Consider the following 13,796-nt stretch of genomic DNA (forward strand, 5'->3'; position numbering starts at 1 on the left):
GTCGGTTCGGTACTAGGCGCAGCTAGGCGAAGCGCTTCGTCACCTCGGTGGGGAGGAAGCGCAGCGCGGCGTCGATGCCGCGCCACTTCAGTCCCGGCAACGGCACTCGCGTCGACTCCTTCTCGATCGCCGCGACCATCGCCGACACGCCCTCGTCCAGGGTGGCCAGAAGTGGTCCGGTGTCGCCCGCGCCCGCCGACATGTCGGTTGCGATGTACCCGGGAAGCAGCGTCGTGACGGCGATCTTCGTTCCCGACAACTCGATGGCGAGCGCCTCGCCGAGCGCGGAGACCCCGGCCTTCGACGCGGAATACGCCGCTTTCGAGCCCGGGAGCCCTCGGGACGCGCTCACCGAGGACACCAGCACCAGATGCCCCGACTTCTGCGCGCGGAAGATCTCCAGAGCCGCCTCCGCCTGCGAGAGCGCGCCGACGAAGTTGGTCTGCGCCGTGGCCAGATTCGCCGCGGCCTTACCGGTGCCGATCTTCGCGCCCTTGCCGAGGCCCGCGTTCACGACGACCCGATCCAGGCCGCCGAGTTCGTCGCGCAACTCACCGAACACCCGTACCACCGCGTCGTGATCGGTGACGTCGAGCGGCGCGATCGCCACGGTGATACCGGGCGCGGATGCGCGCAGGTCGTCGCGCAGGGCCTCGAGGCGGTCGACGCGTCGAGCGCACAGTGCGAGGTCACGTCCCATCGCCGCGAATCGTCGCGCCATCTCCTCGCCGAGGCCGGAACTCGCACCGGTGATCAGGATCTTCTGCCGCTTCATGCTTCAGTACCTTAGGGCGCAGGAATACCGTGGTGCGATGCGCACTGATACCCCGTCCGAATACGACGTCATCGTGATCGGCGGCGGCCCCGTCGGTGAGAACGCCGCGAGCTACGCGATCGCGGGAAGCGACCGCACCGCCGCGATCATCGAATCCGAGCTGGTGGGCGGTGAGTGCTCGTACTGGGCGTGCATGCCCAGCAAGGCGCTGCTCGTGCCCGGATCGGTACTCGAACAGGCCCGAAACATGCCGGGCGTCAAGGAGATCGTCGGAGACCGCGAACTCGACGCGGCGGCCGTGCTGGCACGGCGGGAGAGCTACACCCACGGTCTCGACGATTCGTCGCAGGTCGACTGGGCGCAGGGAGCAGGCATCGACGTGATCCGCGGGCACGGACGTCTGTCCGGAACACGGACGGTGACCGTCGGAGATCGCACGATCACCGCACGCCATGCGGTCGTCCTCGCCACCGGCACCGTCGCCTCGGTTCCGCCCACTCCCGGCCTCCGCGAGGCGTTGCCCTGGGTGTCGCGCGACGCGACCAATCTCCACGAGATTCCCGAGCGGGTGATCGTGGTGGGCGGCGGCGTGGTGGCGTGCGAATCGGTGACCTGGTTGCTGTCCCTGGGTGCGCGCGAGATCACCATGGTGGTGCGCGGCAAGTCCCTCCTGACCGGCAACGAGCCGTTCGCCGGAGAGGCCGTCTCGCAGTCGTTGCGGGACAAGGGGGTTCGCATTCTGTTCGGCGCTACCATCGACACGGTCGAGCGGCCCGACGCCCGCGACACCGGCTACGGGCACATTCATGGCGGACCGGTGACGGTGACCGTGAACGGCGAGTCCATCACGGTCGACGAGATCGTCGTGGCTGCGGGACGCCGGCCGGCGTCGTCCGACCTCGGTCTCGACTCGGTAGGACTCGAGGGAGGGCGATCGATCGAGGTCGACGATCACCTCCAGGTTCGCGGCGTCGACGGCGAGTGGCTCTACGCAGTCGGCGACGTGAACGGGCGGGCGCTGCTCACCCACATGGGCAAGTACCAGGGTCGAGTGTGCGGCGACGTGATCGCCGCCCGCGCGACGGCCCAGCCGTTGGGCGCCTCCCGCTTGAGCGCGTCGGCCGATCACGGCCAGATCCCGCAGGTGGTGTTCACCTCGCCGGAGATCTCCGCCGTCGGCATCACCGAGGCACAGGCGCGGGCCGACGGTGTGGACGTCGAGATCGTCGAGAGCGACATCGCCGTCGCCGGATCGTCTCTGCAACAGGACAATTACGCGGGCCACGCCAAACTCGTGGTCGACAGGCGCACCGACACCATCGTCGGCGCGACCTTCGTCGGTCCGGGTGTGGCAGAGCTGGTGCATGCCGCGACCGTCGCCGTCGTCGGCAAGGTTCCGCTGGACACGCTGTGGCACGCGGTCCCGGCCTACCCGACGGTCAGCGAGATCTGGTTGCGGTTGCTCGAGTCGCGCCGGGGTTGAGTGCAGGCCCTCAGTGACCCAGCGGCTGAGCTCGTCGCACCGAGTCGGCGGCCCGCGCGGCGTCGAGTTCGACGGGTGAGATCACGACACCGGGCCCGACGCGAAGAGTTCCCGAACTGATGGGGCGAGCGCGCAACCCGCCTCGTCCGATCAGGGCCTTTCTGGTTCCGTCCACCACCATCGTGTCCATCCACGAGCACGGGTGCGCCGGTCGGCCGCCGCGGAACAGTATCGGCCCGTCACCGGTGTCGAGGACGAACTCCTCACCGCGCAGCGGGTCCAGTTCGAGCCCGCGGACCACGACGTTGCGCCGCGCCACCGCAGGGTCGACGTCGGGCGCGACGTCCTCCCAGGCCTCGGCAGCGAGAAAGGTTACCGCCGCTTCGGTGTGTGCCTTGACGCCGAAGAAGCGGTCGCCGCGTATGCCCTTTCCCGCGACGATGTCGACGTGATCGGGCAGAAAGGTGGGCACGTCACCCGGCCCGTCCTTCGCGCGGCCGAAATAGGCGTGCGCAGGTGAGACGAGCAACTGAACAATCTCGATCGGGTACTCATGTGTCACACGTTTCATTGTCCTCCGATACCCGTGCATCCGCGTTACGTATAGTCCGAAGGATGGGCAATGCAGCGCAGAAGACCGACGTCACCACAGTCGAGGGCACCCTCCGGGGTCGCAGGCAGGGCGACGTGGTCACCTGGCGCGGAATTCCCTACGCCGCTCCGCCCGTGGGACCGCTCCGCCTGCGCGCTCCGCAACCCCAGCAGCCGTGGACCGGCGTTCGCGACGCTCTCGACTGGGGCAAGGCGGCCTCACAGGGTCGGGCCGGAACGATGCTCGGGCCGGGCAAGTACCAGGAGACCAGCGAGGACTGCCTGACGCTCAACGTCGTCGCGCCGGCCACGACACCGGTGAAGCCGCGCCCGGTCATGGTGTTCATCCACGGCGGCGCCTACATTCTGGGCACGTCCGCGACCCCGCTGTACGGCGGAATATCGTTGGCGCGCAAGGGTGAAATCGTCTACGTGTCGATGAACTACCGCCTCGGTGCGCTCGGCTACCTGGACCTCTCGACGTTCTCGACGCCGGCGCGGCCCATCGACAGCAACCTCGGTGTTCGCGACCACGTTGCTGCACTGGAGTGGGTCAAGCGCAACATCGCATCGTTCGGCGGTGACCCCGAGAACGTCACCATCTTTGGTGAATCGGCCGGCGGTACGGCGGTCACCACGCTCATGGCGACCCCCGCCGCGAGGGGGCTTTTCCACAAGGTCATCGCCGAGAGCGCGGCCCCCGGCCTGGTGCTGACGTCCGCGATGGCAGCCGATTTCGCGCACGAGTACATCGAACTCCTGGGAATCGCACCGGCCGACGCCGGCGCCCAGCTCGAGGCACTGGACACCAAGACTCTCGGCAAAGCCGGCAACAAGTTGGCCAAGATCATCTCCGAGCGCACCCCGGGCCTGATGCCCTTCGGTCCCGTCATCGACGGCGACTACATCCCGGACGCCCCTCTCGCGCAGTTCGAGGACGGGGACGCCGCACGGGTGCCCCTGATCATCGGAACGAACAAGCGGGAAGGAACGCTCTTCCCGCGCTTCCTCGACGCGCTGCCGACCAACCCGGCGCGCATTCATACGCTGTTCCAGAACACCGATCCGTCTGCGGAGAAGCGCGTCACCGGGGCATACGACGGTTACCCGAAGTCCGCGGCCGCGATCGACGTCGGCGGTGACTACACGTTCTGGAAGCCCTCCGTCGAGCTGATGGAGGCGCATTCGGAGTACGCACCGACCTTCGCCTATCGCTACGACTTCGCACCGCGGTTACTGCGTCTGCTTGGACTTCACGCGACCCACGGGTCCGAGCTGTTCGCCGTGTTCGACGTCTACAGCACGCTTTTCGGAAAAATCCTCACCCTCATCGGTGATCGCAAGGGTGCCGCGAACGTCTCCGACGAGATGCAGGAGCACTGGATCTCGTTCGCGCGCAGCGGAAGTCCGCTCCCCGAGTGGCCGGCGTACGACACGACCTCGCGATCGACGCGAATACTGGACGCACGCAGCCGAATCGAGAAAGATCCCGAGTTCCGCAAGCGCATCGCGTGGGACGGTTACGTCGGGTACAACGGCGCACTCGATTCCGACACCGCAAGCCGAACGGACAGTGCAAGCCGAAAGGGCAACGTGGGCTGAGCGGCCCTACTTGACCAGACGCGACAGTCGACGGTCGGCGAGGACCTTGCCGCCGGTCTGACACGTCGGGCAGTACTGGAACGAGCGGTCGACGAAGGACACTTCGCGCACCGTGTCTCCGCACACGGGGCAGGGCAGACCGGTTCTCGCGTGCACTCGCATGCCCGAGCGCTTCTCACCCTTGAGCCGGGCGGCGTCCTGGCCGGCCGATCGATCCACGGCGTCGAGCAGCAATGTCCTCATGGCCTCGTAGAGAGTGTGAATCTGCTCGTCGCTCAACGACTTCGACGACGCGAACGGCGACAGCTTCGCAAGGTGCAGGATCTCGTCGCTGTAGGCGTTGCCGACACCGGCCAGAAGCGACTGGTCGACGATCGAGTTCTTGATCCGCGCCGTGGTGCTGCGGAGGATTTCCGCGAACTCGAGTTCGCTGACCGCCAGCGCATCGGGACCCAGGCGAGCGATACCGGGAACCTCCTGCGGATCACGCACCACCCACACGGCCAGCCGCTTCTTGGTGCCCGCCTCGGTGAGATCGAACGCCGGCGTCAGGCCTTCGGGGGTGAAGAGGTGAACCCGCAGGGCCAGTGGACCTTTGCCGGGCTTGGGCGGTGCGGCGCTGGGATTGTCCGTCCACCGCAGCCACCCGCCGCGCGAGAGATGCGTGATCATCCACAACCCGCCCGCCTGCACCGCGAGATGCTTCCCGAAGCGTGCGGCGTCGGTGATGTCCTTGCCCTGCATCGCGGTGAGGGGAGGATCGAAGGTCTTCAGGACACTCAACGCGGCGACGTCGATACGGCCGATGACGGCGCCGAGAGCGTGCTCGCGCAGAAATCCCGCGAGGGCTTCGACCTCGGGCAACTCGGGCATGGCTCCTACGATAGGCGGGAACGCCGGACGAGGTAAGTGTCCATCACCCAACCGGCCCGGCTCTTGACCTCCGCGCGCACCTGCTCGATCTCCTCGGCGACGTCCCCAACCCGCCCGGAGACCGACCGCGCGTCGGACGTGCCGAGGTTCGCGCCCCACCAGATGTCCCAGTCGGGCAATGCTGTGAAGCTGCAGTCGGAGTCGAGCATCACGACGGCGGCGTCGACGCCGTCGGGCAGGCCGACCTCGCGCAGGTTGCGCCCCGTCGTCACCTGAACCGCCTCCCCCACCCGGTTGAGCACGATGCGATGTTCGGCGGCGAGAGCCGACACGCTGGTGACGCCGGCGATCACGTCGAACTCGAAGTGCACGCGTCCGAGAGCCAGGATGCGCTCGACGACGCGAATCGTGCTGTCGTACAACGACGGGTCGCCCCACACGAGAATCGCACCGACACAGTCGTCGGGTTCGGCGGCAATGGCGTCGGAGATGCGCGCGGCACGGCGGGCGTGCCAGTCGTCGACCGCGTTTCCGTAGTCGGTGGGGGTGCGGTCGCGCGGCGGATCCTCGATCTCGACCACCCGATGTTCGCGGGTGACGTGCTCCCGCAGGATGTCCGTCCGAACGTCGACGAGGCCCTGCTTCGGGTTGCCCTTGTCGATGACCAGGAATACGTCGACCGTGTTCATCACCTTGACGGCCTGCACGGTCACCTGGTCGCGATCACCCGCGCCGATGCCGATCAGGTGCAGCACTCGCATGACGAATGAGCCTAAACTGAGCTCTCGTGAAGGTTCCCACCCCGTACGAAGATCTGCTGCGCCTCGTCCTCGAGACGGGCACCGCCAAGGCCGATCGCACCGGAACCGGCACCACCAGCCTGTTCGGACACCAGATGCGCTTCGACCTCTCGCAGGGCTTTCCCCTGGTGACCACGAAGAAGGTCCATCTGAAGTCGATCGTGTATGAGCTGCTGTGGTTTCTGCGCGGTGATTCCAACGTCGGATGGTTGCAGGAACACGGCGTCAGCATCTGGGACGAGTGGGCCGATCCGGCCGGCGAGTTGGGACCGGTCTACGGCGTGCAGTGGCGGTCGTGGCCCACCCCGTCCGGTGAGCACATCGATCAGATCACCCAGGTTCTCGCGACGCTGAAATCGGACCCCGATTCGCGCCGGATGATCGTCTCGGCGTGGAACGTGGCGGACATTCCGTCGATGGCCCTGGCGCCCTGCCACGCGTTCTTCCAGTTCTACGTTGCCGACGGCAAATTGAGCTGCCAGCTCTACCAACGCAGCGCAGACCTGTTCCTCGGCGTCCCCTTCAACATCGCGAGCTACGCACTGCTCACGCACATGGTGGCGGCGCAGGCCGGCCTCGAGGTCGGTGATTTCGTGTGGACCGGCGGGGATTGCCACATCTACGACAACCACGTCGACCAGGTGCGCGAACAGCTCTCTCGCGAGGCATTTTCCAGCCCCACTCTGCAACTGGCGCACCGAGACTCGATATTCGACTACACCTTCGACGACGTCACGATCGTCGATTACCGGCATCATGCGCCTATCAAGGCACCCGTCGCGGTATGAGTCTCGTCGGGCTCGTCTGGGCTCAGTCACGGAACGCGGTCATCGGGGCCGAGGGAGGAATCCCGTGGCGAATACCCGAGGACATGGCGCACTTTCGCGAGGTGACGTCCGGCACGCGTGTGGTCATGGGCCGCAAGACGTGGGATTCACTGCCGGCTCGTTTCCGCCCGCTACCGGGACGGACCAACGTCGTGCTGACCCGCTCGGCAACCTGGTCAGCCGAGGGCGCGCAACGCGCCGCATCGCTGGACGAGGCTCTCGACGGCGGTGACGTCTGGGTGATGGGTGGCGGTGAGATCTACCGTGCGGCATTGCCGTTCGCCACCGTGCTCGAGGTGACCGAGGTGGACGTCGACGTCGCCGGAGACACTGTCGCGCCGGAAATTCCTGCGACCTTCGTGGCGAACTTGGGTGAGTGGCGTACCAGTTCGTCCTCGGGTACGCGCTACCGCCATGTGCGATACACCAACGGGTAGGCGATTCGCCGCACCGCTTCGCCTTCGGTGAGAGATACTGCGAGCAGCAACCCTCCACAGCCCGGAGCGGTCCTGTCGAAACACGCGCAGAGGTGGACGAAAACCATGGACAAGAAATCGCTGACTGCGCTCGCGCGCCAACAGCTGAAGATGGCGCAGACCGCGACGAGCGGACGCAGCTCGCACACGGTTTACGGCGGCCACCAGCGCAAGTTGCGACAGACGGTCGTCGGTCTCGCCGCGGGCAAGTCCCTTGCGGAGCACGATTTGAGTGGTGAGTCCACGGTGCTGGTCCTCAGCGGCCAACTCAAACTGGTCAGCGGCGAGAAGTCGTGGAAGGGATCGTCCGGCGACCTTCTGGTGATCCCGGACGCGCGTCACAGCGTCGAGGCCGTGGAAGACGTGGCGTTCTTGCTGACGGTAGCCATCTGACAGCGGGGTACCCCCTTCGAACATGCGAATGCCGTTCTCTCCCGACCCACCTGACGGGAGAGAACGGCATTTCACACCAGCGGCGTCCCCGGGACTCTCTCGATCACCGGGGCCGTCGGGTGCAGATCAGACGGCGACCTGACGGTCGCGCTCGCGGGCGAGGGCACGGTCCCGAGACTCTTCGAAACGCGTTGCCTGCTTACCCATGTCGTCGAGGTACTCGGCAAGCGTGGTGCGTGCCTGCTCGCCCTCGGCTCCGAGATCGGTGCGCTCGAAGATCTTCCACTTCCGCAGAACGGGCATGAGGACCTCGTCGAGATGCTGACGCAGGTCGTAGATCCCGTACTTGGCGATCAGCACCGCATTGCGACGGAAGTTCGGCTGATTCAGACCCGGCATCTGGAAGTTCATGACGATGTCCGTGATCGACTTGACGGCCTGATCGGGCGAGAGGTCGATCGCCGCGGCACAGAGGTTGCGGTAGAAGATCATGTGCAGGTTCTCGTCCGCCGCGATGCGGGCGAGCAACTTGTCCGCGATCGGATCGTTGCAGGCGATGCCGGTGTTGCGGTGCGAGACACGCGTCGCCAGTTCCTGGAACGTCACGTAGGCGAGCCCGTGCAGAAGGTTGTTGCCTTCCATGGGCGGCGACGAGACACCTACGGTCATGTGCTCCATGCGTGCACGCTCGAGAGCGACGGGGTCGACGCTGCGGGTGACGACCAGGTAGTCGCGCATCGCGATCCCGTGCCGGTTCTCTTCCGCAGTCCACCGTCCGACCCAGGTGCCCCACGCGCTGTCCAGCGAGAAGTTCTCCGCCAGCTCGCGGTGGTACGAGGGAAGGTTGTCCTCGGTGAGCAGGTTCGTGACCATCGCCGCCTTCGCGACGGTGGTGAGGCTCGACTGCTCCGGTGACCAGTCGACGCCGCCCATGGCCGCGAAGTTCTTGCCTTCGCTCCACGGGATGTAGTCGTGCGGGTGCCATTCCTTCGCCAGGCTCAAGTGCCTGTTCAAGTTCTCTTCTGCCGCGGGCTGAAGTTCCCGCAGTAGCTCGAGCTGCGTCATCTGCTTGGCCATACAAGCCCCCTTCGGATAGCCGAGGCGGCGCGACGCACCGGCCTCGAGTACAACTCAAGACCGTTTCCGTGACACTTTCGAGACTTTCCGGTCGAATTTGGGCCAAGTCGCAATCCGACACCCTGCGCCCTGGTATTGGTCACACAGCAATTTGCAGGCATGATGTGCAAAACGCTGCTGTTGCCACTGTTTGGACCTAGTATCCGGAGTCACGCCCTGTTTTGCCGGACTTAAGAAACTCTTCACCGCGTTTCGAGCTTCCGCGCATAACTACGAACCGGTAACTTAGGCAGCGTCGGTGTACGACGAGAGGATGACCTGTGAGCGTTCACAACCTATCTACGGCCGCGAACTCGGCTTCGACGGGCAAGGCCACCGGGAAGGCCGCGGTGGGCAAGGCCACCGCGAAGGCCGGACCCGGGCTCAGCGTGGCCGGCAGGCGCGCACCCGGCCTGATGGTTGCCGGCGAGCCGGCCTCCACTCCTCTGCGTGATCTCGAATCCGTCGCACGCCGCATGGTCGGCCACTTCGCCGCCAACACCCCGTGCCACACGCTTCCCGGCGAGCAGCTGCGCGGCGACGTCACCGAGTTCACGGTCAAGTGCCTGACGCTCGCCGTCCGCCTGCTCGACGAGCGTCGCGGACCGACCGAGGCCGAAGTCACGGAACTCGGGTCCAGGGCGGCTCAGTGGGCGCGTGAAGGCGTACCGCTGCAGTCCGTACTCAGCGTCTACCACGAAGGAATCCAAATCGGGTGGGATCTCGTCGCCGAGCGCGCGGGCGCCGGCGACATCGCCGATGTGGTGGAGGCGGCCAAGGCTTTCGTCTCCCTCTCGGAGATGGTGTCGACAGCGGCGTCCACGAGCTACGTCGAAGAACTTCAGGTGGTCGCGAGCGAACACCACACGGCGGCACACACTCTCGTCACCGCGCTGCTCAGCGGACACAACGCGCGTTCGATGGCGAGGCAGTCGGGTATCGAGCTCGCCGAGACGTATCTGGTTCTCGCCCTGTCCATTCCGCCGCACCCCGACGAGTCGAACCCGGCCGTGCAGCGACCGGTCGCGGCGCGGCGCAAGCTGCGGCGCGTGCAGGCCGAACTCGCCATCGTCTGCGGCCGCACACCACTGTCCATGCTCAGTCCCGAGGGCGGAACGGTCCTGGTCCCGGGTCAGCACGACGACGCGTGGGTCGACGACCTCGTCGCACGCATCAGCGCAGCGGCCGAGGTCCCCGTCACGGTGACCGTCGAGCAGGCTGCCACCTCGGACATCCCGACCGCCGCCGACCAGGTCCACGAACTGCTCGACCTCAGCCAGCAGCTGCGGCGCGGACCGGGCGTCTACCGCATGAACGACCTCGTCCTCGAGTACCAGCTGACGCGCCCCGGACCGGGCCGCAAGTTCCTGATGAAGATTCTCGAGCCGCTCGACAACAACCCGGAGCTGTTGGACACCCTCGAGATTCATATCTCGCACGACCTCAACCGTCAGCGGTCAGCGCGCCAACTGCACCTGCACACCAACACGGTCGACTACCGACTCAAGCGGATCGCCCACCTCACCGGTTTCGACCCGACGCGTCCGTCGGGCATTCGCCACCTGCAGGCAGCGCTCGTCGCGCGTCGCCTCGAAGGGTCGTCGATCGGCGCCTGACCTGCAGTTTCGTCGCCGACCAGTAGCGTCGTCCGTATGGCCGAGTTGGAATTGACGCTCTCGAACGTCGTCAAGGAATATCGCACCGGGGCGGAACCCGTACGCGCTCTCGACGGAATCGACCTGACGCTGACGGGTGGACAATTCGTCTCCCTCGTCGCGCCGTCGGGGGCGGGCAAGAGCACCCTGCTGCACATGCTCGGCGCGCTCGACACGCCGGATTCCGGCTCCATCCTGTTCAACGGAGTCGAGGTGACGGCCCTCGGCGACAACGAACAATCCGAGTTCCGCCGACACCAAGTCGGATTCGTCTTCCAGTTCTTCAATCTCCTGCCCACCATGTCGGCGTGGGAGAACGTGGCCGTTCCCAAGCTGCTCGACGGACTGCCGATCAAGAAGGCGAAAGCCGAGGCGCTGGCACTGCTGGACATGGTCGGGTTGAGTCATCGCGCCGAGCATCGGCCGGCGCAGTTGTCGGGCGGGCAGATTCAGCGCGTGGCCATCGCTCGGTCGCTGATCATGGATCCGGCACTGCTCATCGCCGACGAGCCCACCGGCAACCTCGATTCCACGACCTCGCTCAGCGTGCTCGAGATTCTCGCCGACGTCGCGCACCGGAGCGACTCCTCACGCGCAGTGGTGATGGCGACACACGACCGCGAGGCCGCGCGCTTCACCGATCGGACCGTCAGCATGATCGACGGGCGCATCGACAGCGATGTTCTCTCCGCCTCGACCGGTTCCGGCCGTTGATCGGTCCGGTCCGCACCGCCTTCAGTAGGTTTCGAGTTCTCGGTCTACGGGACCTTCGCGCGCATTGGGTGCGCAGCGTGGTCTCGACCGCGGTGATCGCCGTTGCGGCCGGACTCCTGATCGCGGTCCTCGGGACGTACGGTTCGCTCACGGGTTCGGTCGAGCGTCTGGCGGTGTCGATCGCCGGCAATGCCGATCTCGAGATCACCGGAGTCACCGACAGCGGTTTTGCCGCAACCGAACTCGACGTGATCCGAACGGTTCCCGGTGTGCAGGCTGCGGTTCCGATGCTGCGCAGCACGGTCACCTCGAGCAGCGGCGATCTGCAGTTGTTCGGCGTGGACCCGTCCGTCACCGCGCTGGATTCCGATCTCCGAAACGGCATCACAGCCGACCCGTCCGCACTGGCGACGCCCGGCGGCGTTCTGGTCGGAAGCGCGACGGGCCTGTCGACCGGTGACACCCTCACCCTCGACGGGACACAGTCCACCGTGGTCGGCACCATCGACAGCCCGGGGGCCGAACGGATCAACGGGGGCATGTTCGTCGTCGCGCCACTTCCCGCGGCGCAGACCATCACGAACCGGGCCGGGCAGATCGACTCCGTGTTCGTCGTCGACAACGCCGGTGCCGACCCGGCGACGGTCAAGGCAGCGATCAACGACGCCGTCGCGGGCCGAGTTGCCGTCAACAACACCGACTTTCGAGCCGACCGCGCGAACGCTGCCCTCAGCCTGACCCGTAACGCGACCCTCATGGTCGCGCTCATCTCGTTCGTCGTGGCCGGGTTCCTGGTCTTCAACGTGATGAACATGACCATCGCGAAACGGCGACCCACCCTGGCTCTGCTGCGGTCGATCGGCGGGACGCGCGGCACCATCGTGCGTGATCTGCTGGGCGAAGCCGCCATCATCGGACTCATCGGTGGAGCGGTCGGGGTTCCGATCGGAATTCTGATGGGCCGTGCGGCAATCGGCAGTCTGCCGCCGTTCCTTCTCCAGTCGTTCGACGCCCGAATCGAGTACGTACTGCCGTCGTTCGCGATTCCCGTCGCGGTGATCGCGTGCGTCGCGGCGTGCGTGGCCGCGTCCGGGCTCGCAGCCGTTCAGGTGTATCGCATCTCCCCCATCGAAGCCCTGTCCGTCGGCGGCGGTGAGACACGAACCCAGCGACGGATCGGGTTCACCGTCGCCGCAGGCGTGTTCGGGGTGGCGGCAGTGATCGGGGCGTGGGTGTTCGCCCGCACCGTGGAGGGACAGCTGGCACTCGCAGCGGGAGCGGTGTTCCTGTTCGGCGTTCTCGCACTCTGCATTGCGGGCACCGAACCGATCGTGAAGCTCGCCGCCGAACTTCCTCGACAGTGGGGCGGTGCGGGCAGACTCGCGACCGCGACCATCGAACGCGCGCCCCGCCGCATCTGGGCGACGGTGATGACGATCGTGATCGCCGTCGCGGTGAGCGTCGGAGTGTCGGGCGCACTGAGTGATTTGACCAATTCCGCGACCGAGTCGTTGTCCTCGCTGAGCCGGACCGACCTCTACGTCTCACTACAGGGCCCGGACGCAGTACCCGCGGGCGACACACTCGATCCCGCTGTGGTGGAACAGGTTCGGCAGACTCCCGGGGTGTCGCGCGTCGTCGAGGGTCAGTGGGCCTACGCAACGATCGGTGATCAGTTCGTGTCCATTCAGGCCGTCGCCGACGGCAGCAACGCCGTGAGCCTGTCGGCGCTGACCCCCGACATTCGATCGCGAGTTCTCGCCGGAGACGGCGTGGCCATCTCCCGGACTCTCGGCCGGGCTCTGGGCGTATCGGCGGGCGACTACCTCGAATTGCCGACTCCGACAGGCGTTCAGCGCGTCGAAGTACTGGCGTTGGTGGACTACCTCAACGCCGCCGGCGGCACCATGGCGATCTCACCCGATTCCATGGAGCGATTCTTCGATCGGCCCGGAGCGACCTACCTGGAAGTGACCGTCGACGGCGATGTCTCCGCGGTCGACCGTGCACTCGTCTCCGAGCTTCCGCGCGAATTCAGCGTGTACACCGGTCAGGAGGCCTTGGACGGCGCGAGCGGATCCATCGCGCAGGCAGGCGCGTTGGCGGTTGCGCTGCAATGGATCGTCGGGCTCGTCGCCGCCATCGCTCTGCTCAACACCCTCATGCTCTCGGTGCTCGAGCGGCGGCGCGAACTCGGCGTGCTCCGAGCCATGGGCGGAAATCGCGGCACCCTGGCGAGAATGGTGCTCGCCGAGGCGGTCTCGGTGGGAATCGTCGGCGGGCTGTTGGGATTGGTGATCGGTGCAGCGTTGCAGTATCTGAGCACGTTCATCCTCGGCGCCAGCACCGGAATTGCGATCTCCTTCGCCCTGGGGCCGTCGGTGCTGATCTACGGGCTGATTGCTCTGGTGCTGAGCCTGCTCGGCTCCATCCCACCGGCGCTGCACGCGGCGCGGCTGGGGATCGTGGACGCGATTGCTGCGGACTGATG

Annotated in this window: 13 protein-coding genes; 8 read left to right on the forward strand and 5 right to left on the reverse strand. The window is 66.4% G+C overall.

Annotated elements, in window-relative coordinates; all coding sequences use genetic code 11:
* Window positions 1-22: 22 nt before the first annotated feature.
* Window positions 23-775: an SDR family oxidoreductase gene (locus AC59JP_RS07315; RefSeq protein WP_497325070.1), complete on the reverse strand. Its 753-nt coding sequence runs from the start codon at window positions 773-775 to the stop codon at window positions 23-25.
* Between the two features lie 37 nt (window positions 776-812).
* Between AC59JP_RS07315 and AC59JP_RS07320 the strand changes: the two genes are divergently transcribed.
* Window positions 813-2,258: a dihydrolipoyl dehydrogenase family protein gene (locus tag AC59JP_RS07320; protein WP_497325071.1), complete on the forward strand. Its 1,446-nt coding sequence runs from the start codon at window positions 813-815 to the stop codon at window positions 2,256-2,258.
* Window positions 2,259-2,268: 10 nt separating this feature from the next.
* On the opposite strand, the gene AC59JP_RS07325 is transcribed toward AC59JP_RS07320, so the two are convergent.
* Entirely contained in the window at window positions 2,269-2,820 is a 552-nt protein-coding gene (locus tag AC59JP_RS07325) for a molybdenum cofactor biosysynthesis protein (protein ID WP_497325072.1), read from the reverse strand.
* A 53-nt stretch (window positions 2,821-2,873) separates the two neighbouring features.
* Here AC59JP_RS07325 and AC59JP_RS07330 point away from each other — a divergent pair, with 53 nt between their 5' ends.
* Window positions 2,874-4,451: a carboxylesterase/lipase family protein gene (locus AC59JP_RS07330; protein WP_497325073.1), complete on the forward strand. Its 1,578-nt coding sequence runs from the start codon at window positions 2,874-2,876 to the stop codon at window positions 4,449-4,451.
* A gap of 6 nt (window positions 4,452-4,457) precedes the next feature.
* On the opposite strand, the gene AC59JP_RS07335 is transcribed toward AC59JP_RS07330, so the two are convergent.
* Both AC59JP_RS07335 and cobF read right to left on the reverse strand, forming a co-directional pair.
* A complete protein-coding gene (locus tag AC59JP_RS07335) occupies window positions 4,458-5,324 on the reverse strand; it encodes an Fpg/Nei family DNA glycosylase (protein ID WP_497325074.1) in 867 nt (288 codons plus the stop codon).
* 5 nt (window positions 5,325-5,329) lie between these two features.
* Window positions 5,330-6,085 (reverse strand): precorrin-6A synthase (deacetylating), encoded by a 756-nt coding sequence (gene cobF, locus AC59JP_RS07340; protein WP_497325075.1) that lies wholly within the window; start codon window positions 6,083-6,085, stop codon window positions 5,330-5,332.
* 26 nt (window positions 6,086-6,111) lie between these two features.
* Between cobF and AC59JP_RS07345 the strand changes: the two genes are divergently transcribed.
* The 3 genes from AC59JP_RS07345 (at window position 6,112) to AC59JP_RS07355 (ending at window position 7,820) form a co-directional block, all read left to right on the forward strand.
* Window positions 6,112-6,912, forward strand: a complete 801-nt coding sequence (locus tag AC59JP_RS07345; RefSeq protein ID WP_497325076.1) for a thymidylate synthase — start codon at window positions 6,112-6,114, stop codon at window positions 6,910-6,912.
* Entirely contained in the window at window positions 6,909-7,388 is a 480-nt protein-coding gene (locus AC59JP_RS07350; RefSeq protein ID WP_497325077.1) for a dihydrofolate reductase, read from the forward strand. Before AC59JP_RS07345 ends, AC59JP_RS07350 begins: the two co-directional genes overlap by 4 nt.
* 105 nt (window positions 7,389-7,493) lie before the next feature.
* Window positions 7,494-7,820 carry a cupin domain-containing protein gene (locus AC59JP_RS07355; protein ID WP_497325078.1) on the forward strand — a complete coding sequence of 109 codons (327 nt, stop codon included), beginning with the start codon at window positions 7,494-7,496 and terminating at the stop codon, window positions 7,818-7,820.
* Between the two features lie 126 nt (window positions 7,821-7,946).
* Here the strand turns inward: AC59JP_RS07355 and AC59JP_RS07360 are convergent, their stop codons facing one another.
* Complete coding sequence (locus AC59JP_RS07360) at window positions 7,947-8,897, reverse strand: acyl-ACP desaturase (RefSeq protein ID WP_497325079.1); 951 nt, start codon at window positions 8,895-8,897, stop codon at window positions 7,947-7,949.
* A 455-nt stretch (window positions 8,898-9,352) separates the two neighbouring features.
* On the opposite strand from AC59JP_RS07360, the gene AC59JP_RS07365 reads away from it, so the two are divergent.
* The 3 genes from AC59JP_RS07365 (at window position 9,353) to AC59JP_RS07375 (ending at window position 13,794) form a co-directional block, all read left to right on the forward strand.
* The gene (locus AC59JP_RS07365; protein ID WP_497325720.1) at window positions 9,353-10,552 is read left to right on the forward strand and encodes a PucR family transcriptional regulator; all 1,200 of its coding nucleotides are present in this window, start codon (window positions 9,353-9,355) and stop codon (window positions 10,550-10,552) included.
* 45 nt (window positions 10,553-10,597) lie between these two features.
* Entirely contained in the window at window positions 10,598-11,305 is a 708-nt protein-coding gene (locus AC59JP_RS07370) for an ABC transporter ATP-binding protein (RefSeq protein WP_497325721.1), read from the forward strand.
* 77 nt (window positions 11,306-11,382) lie between these two features.
* Window positions 11,383-13,794: an FtsX-like permease family protein gene (locus AC59JP_RS07375; RefSeq protein WP_497325080.1), complete on the forward strand. Its 2,412-nt coding sequence runs from the start codon at window positions 11,383-11,385 to the stop codon at window positions 13,792-13,794.
* The last annotated feature ends 2 nt before the right edge of the window (window positions 13,795-13,796 follow it).

The sequence above is a fragment of the Rhodococcus sp. 320_ES genome, assembly GCF_059691855.1.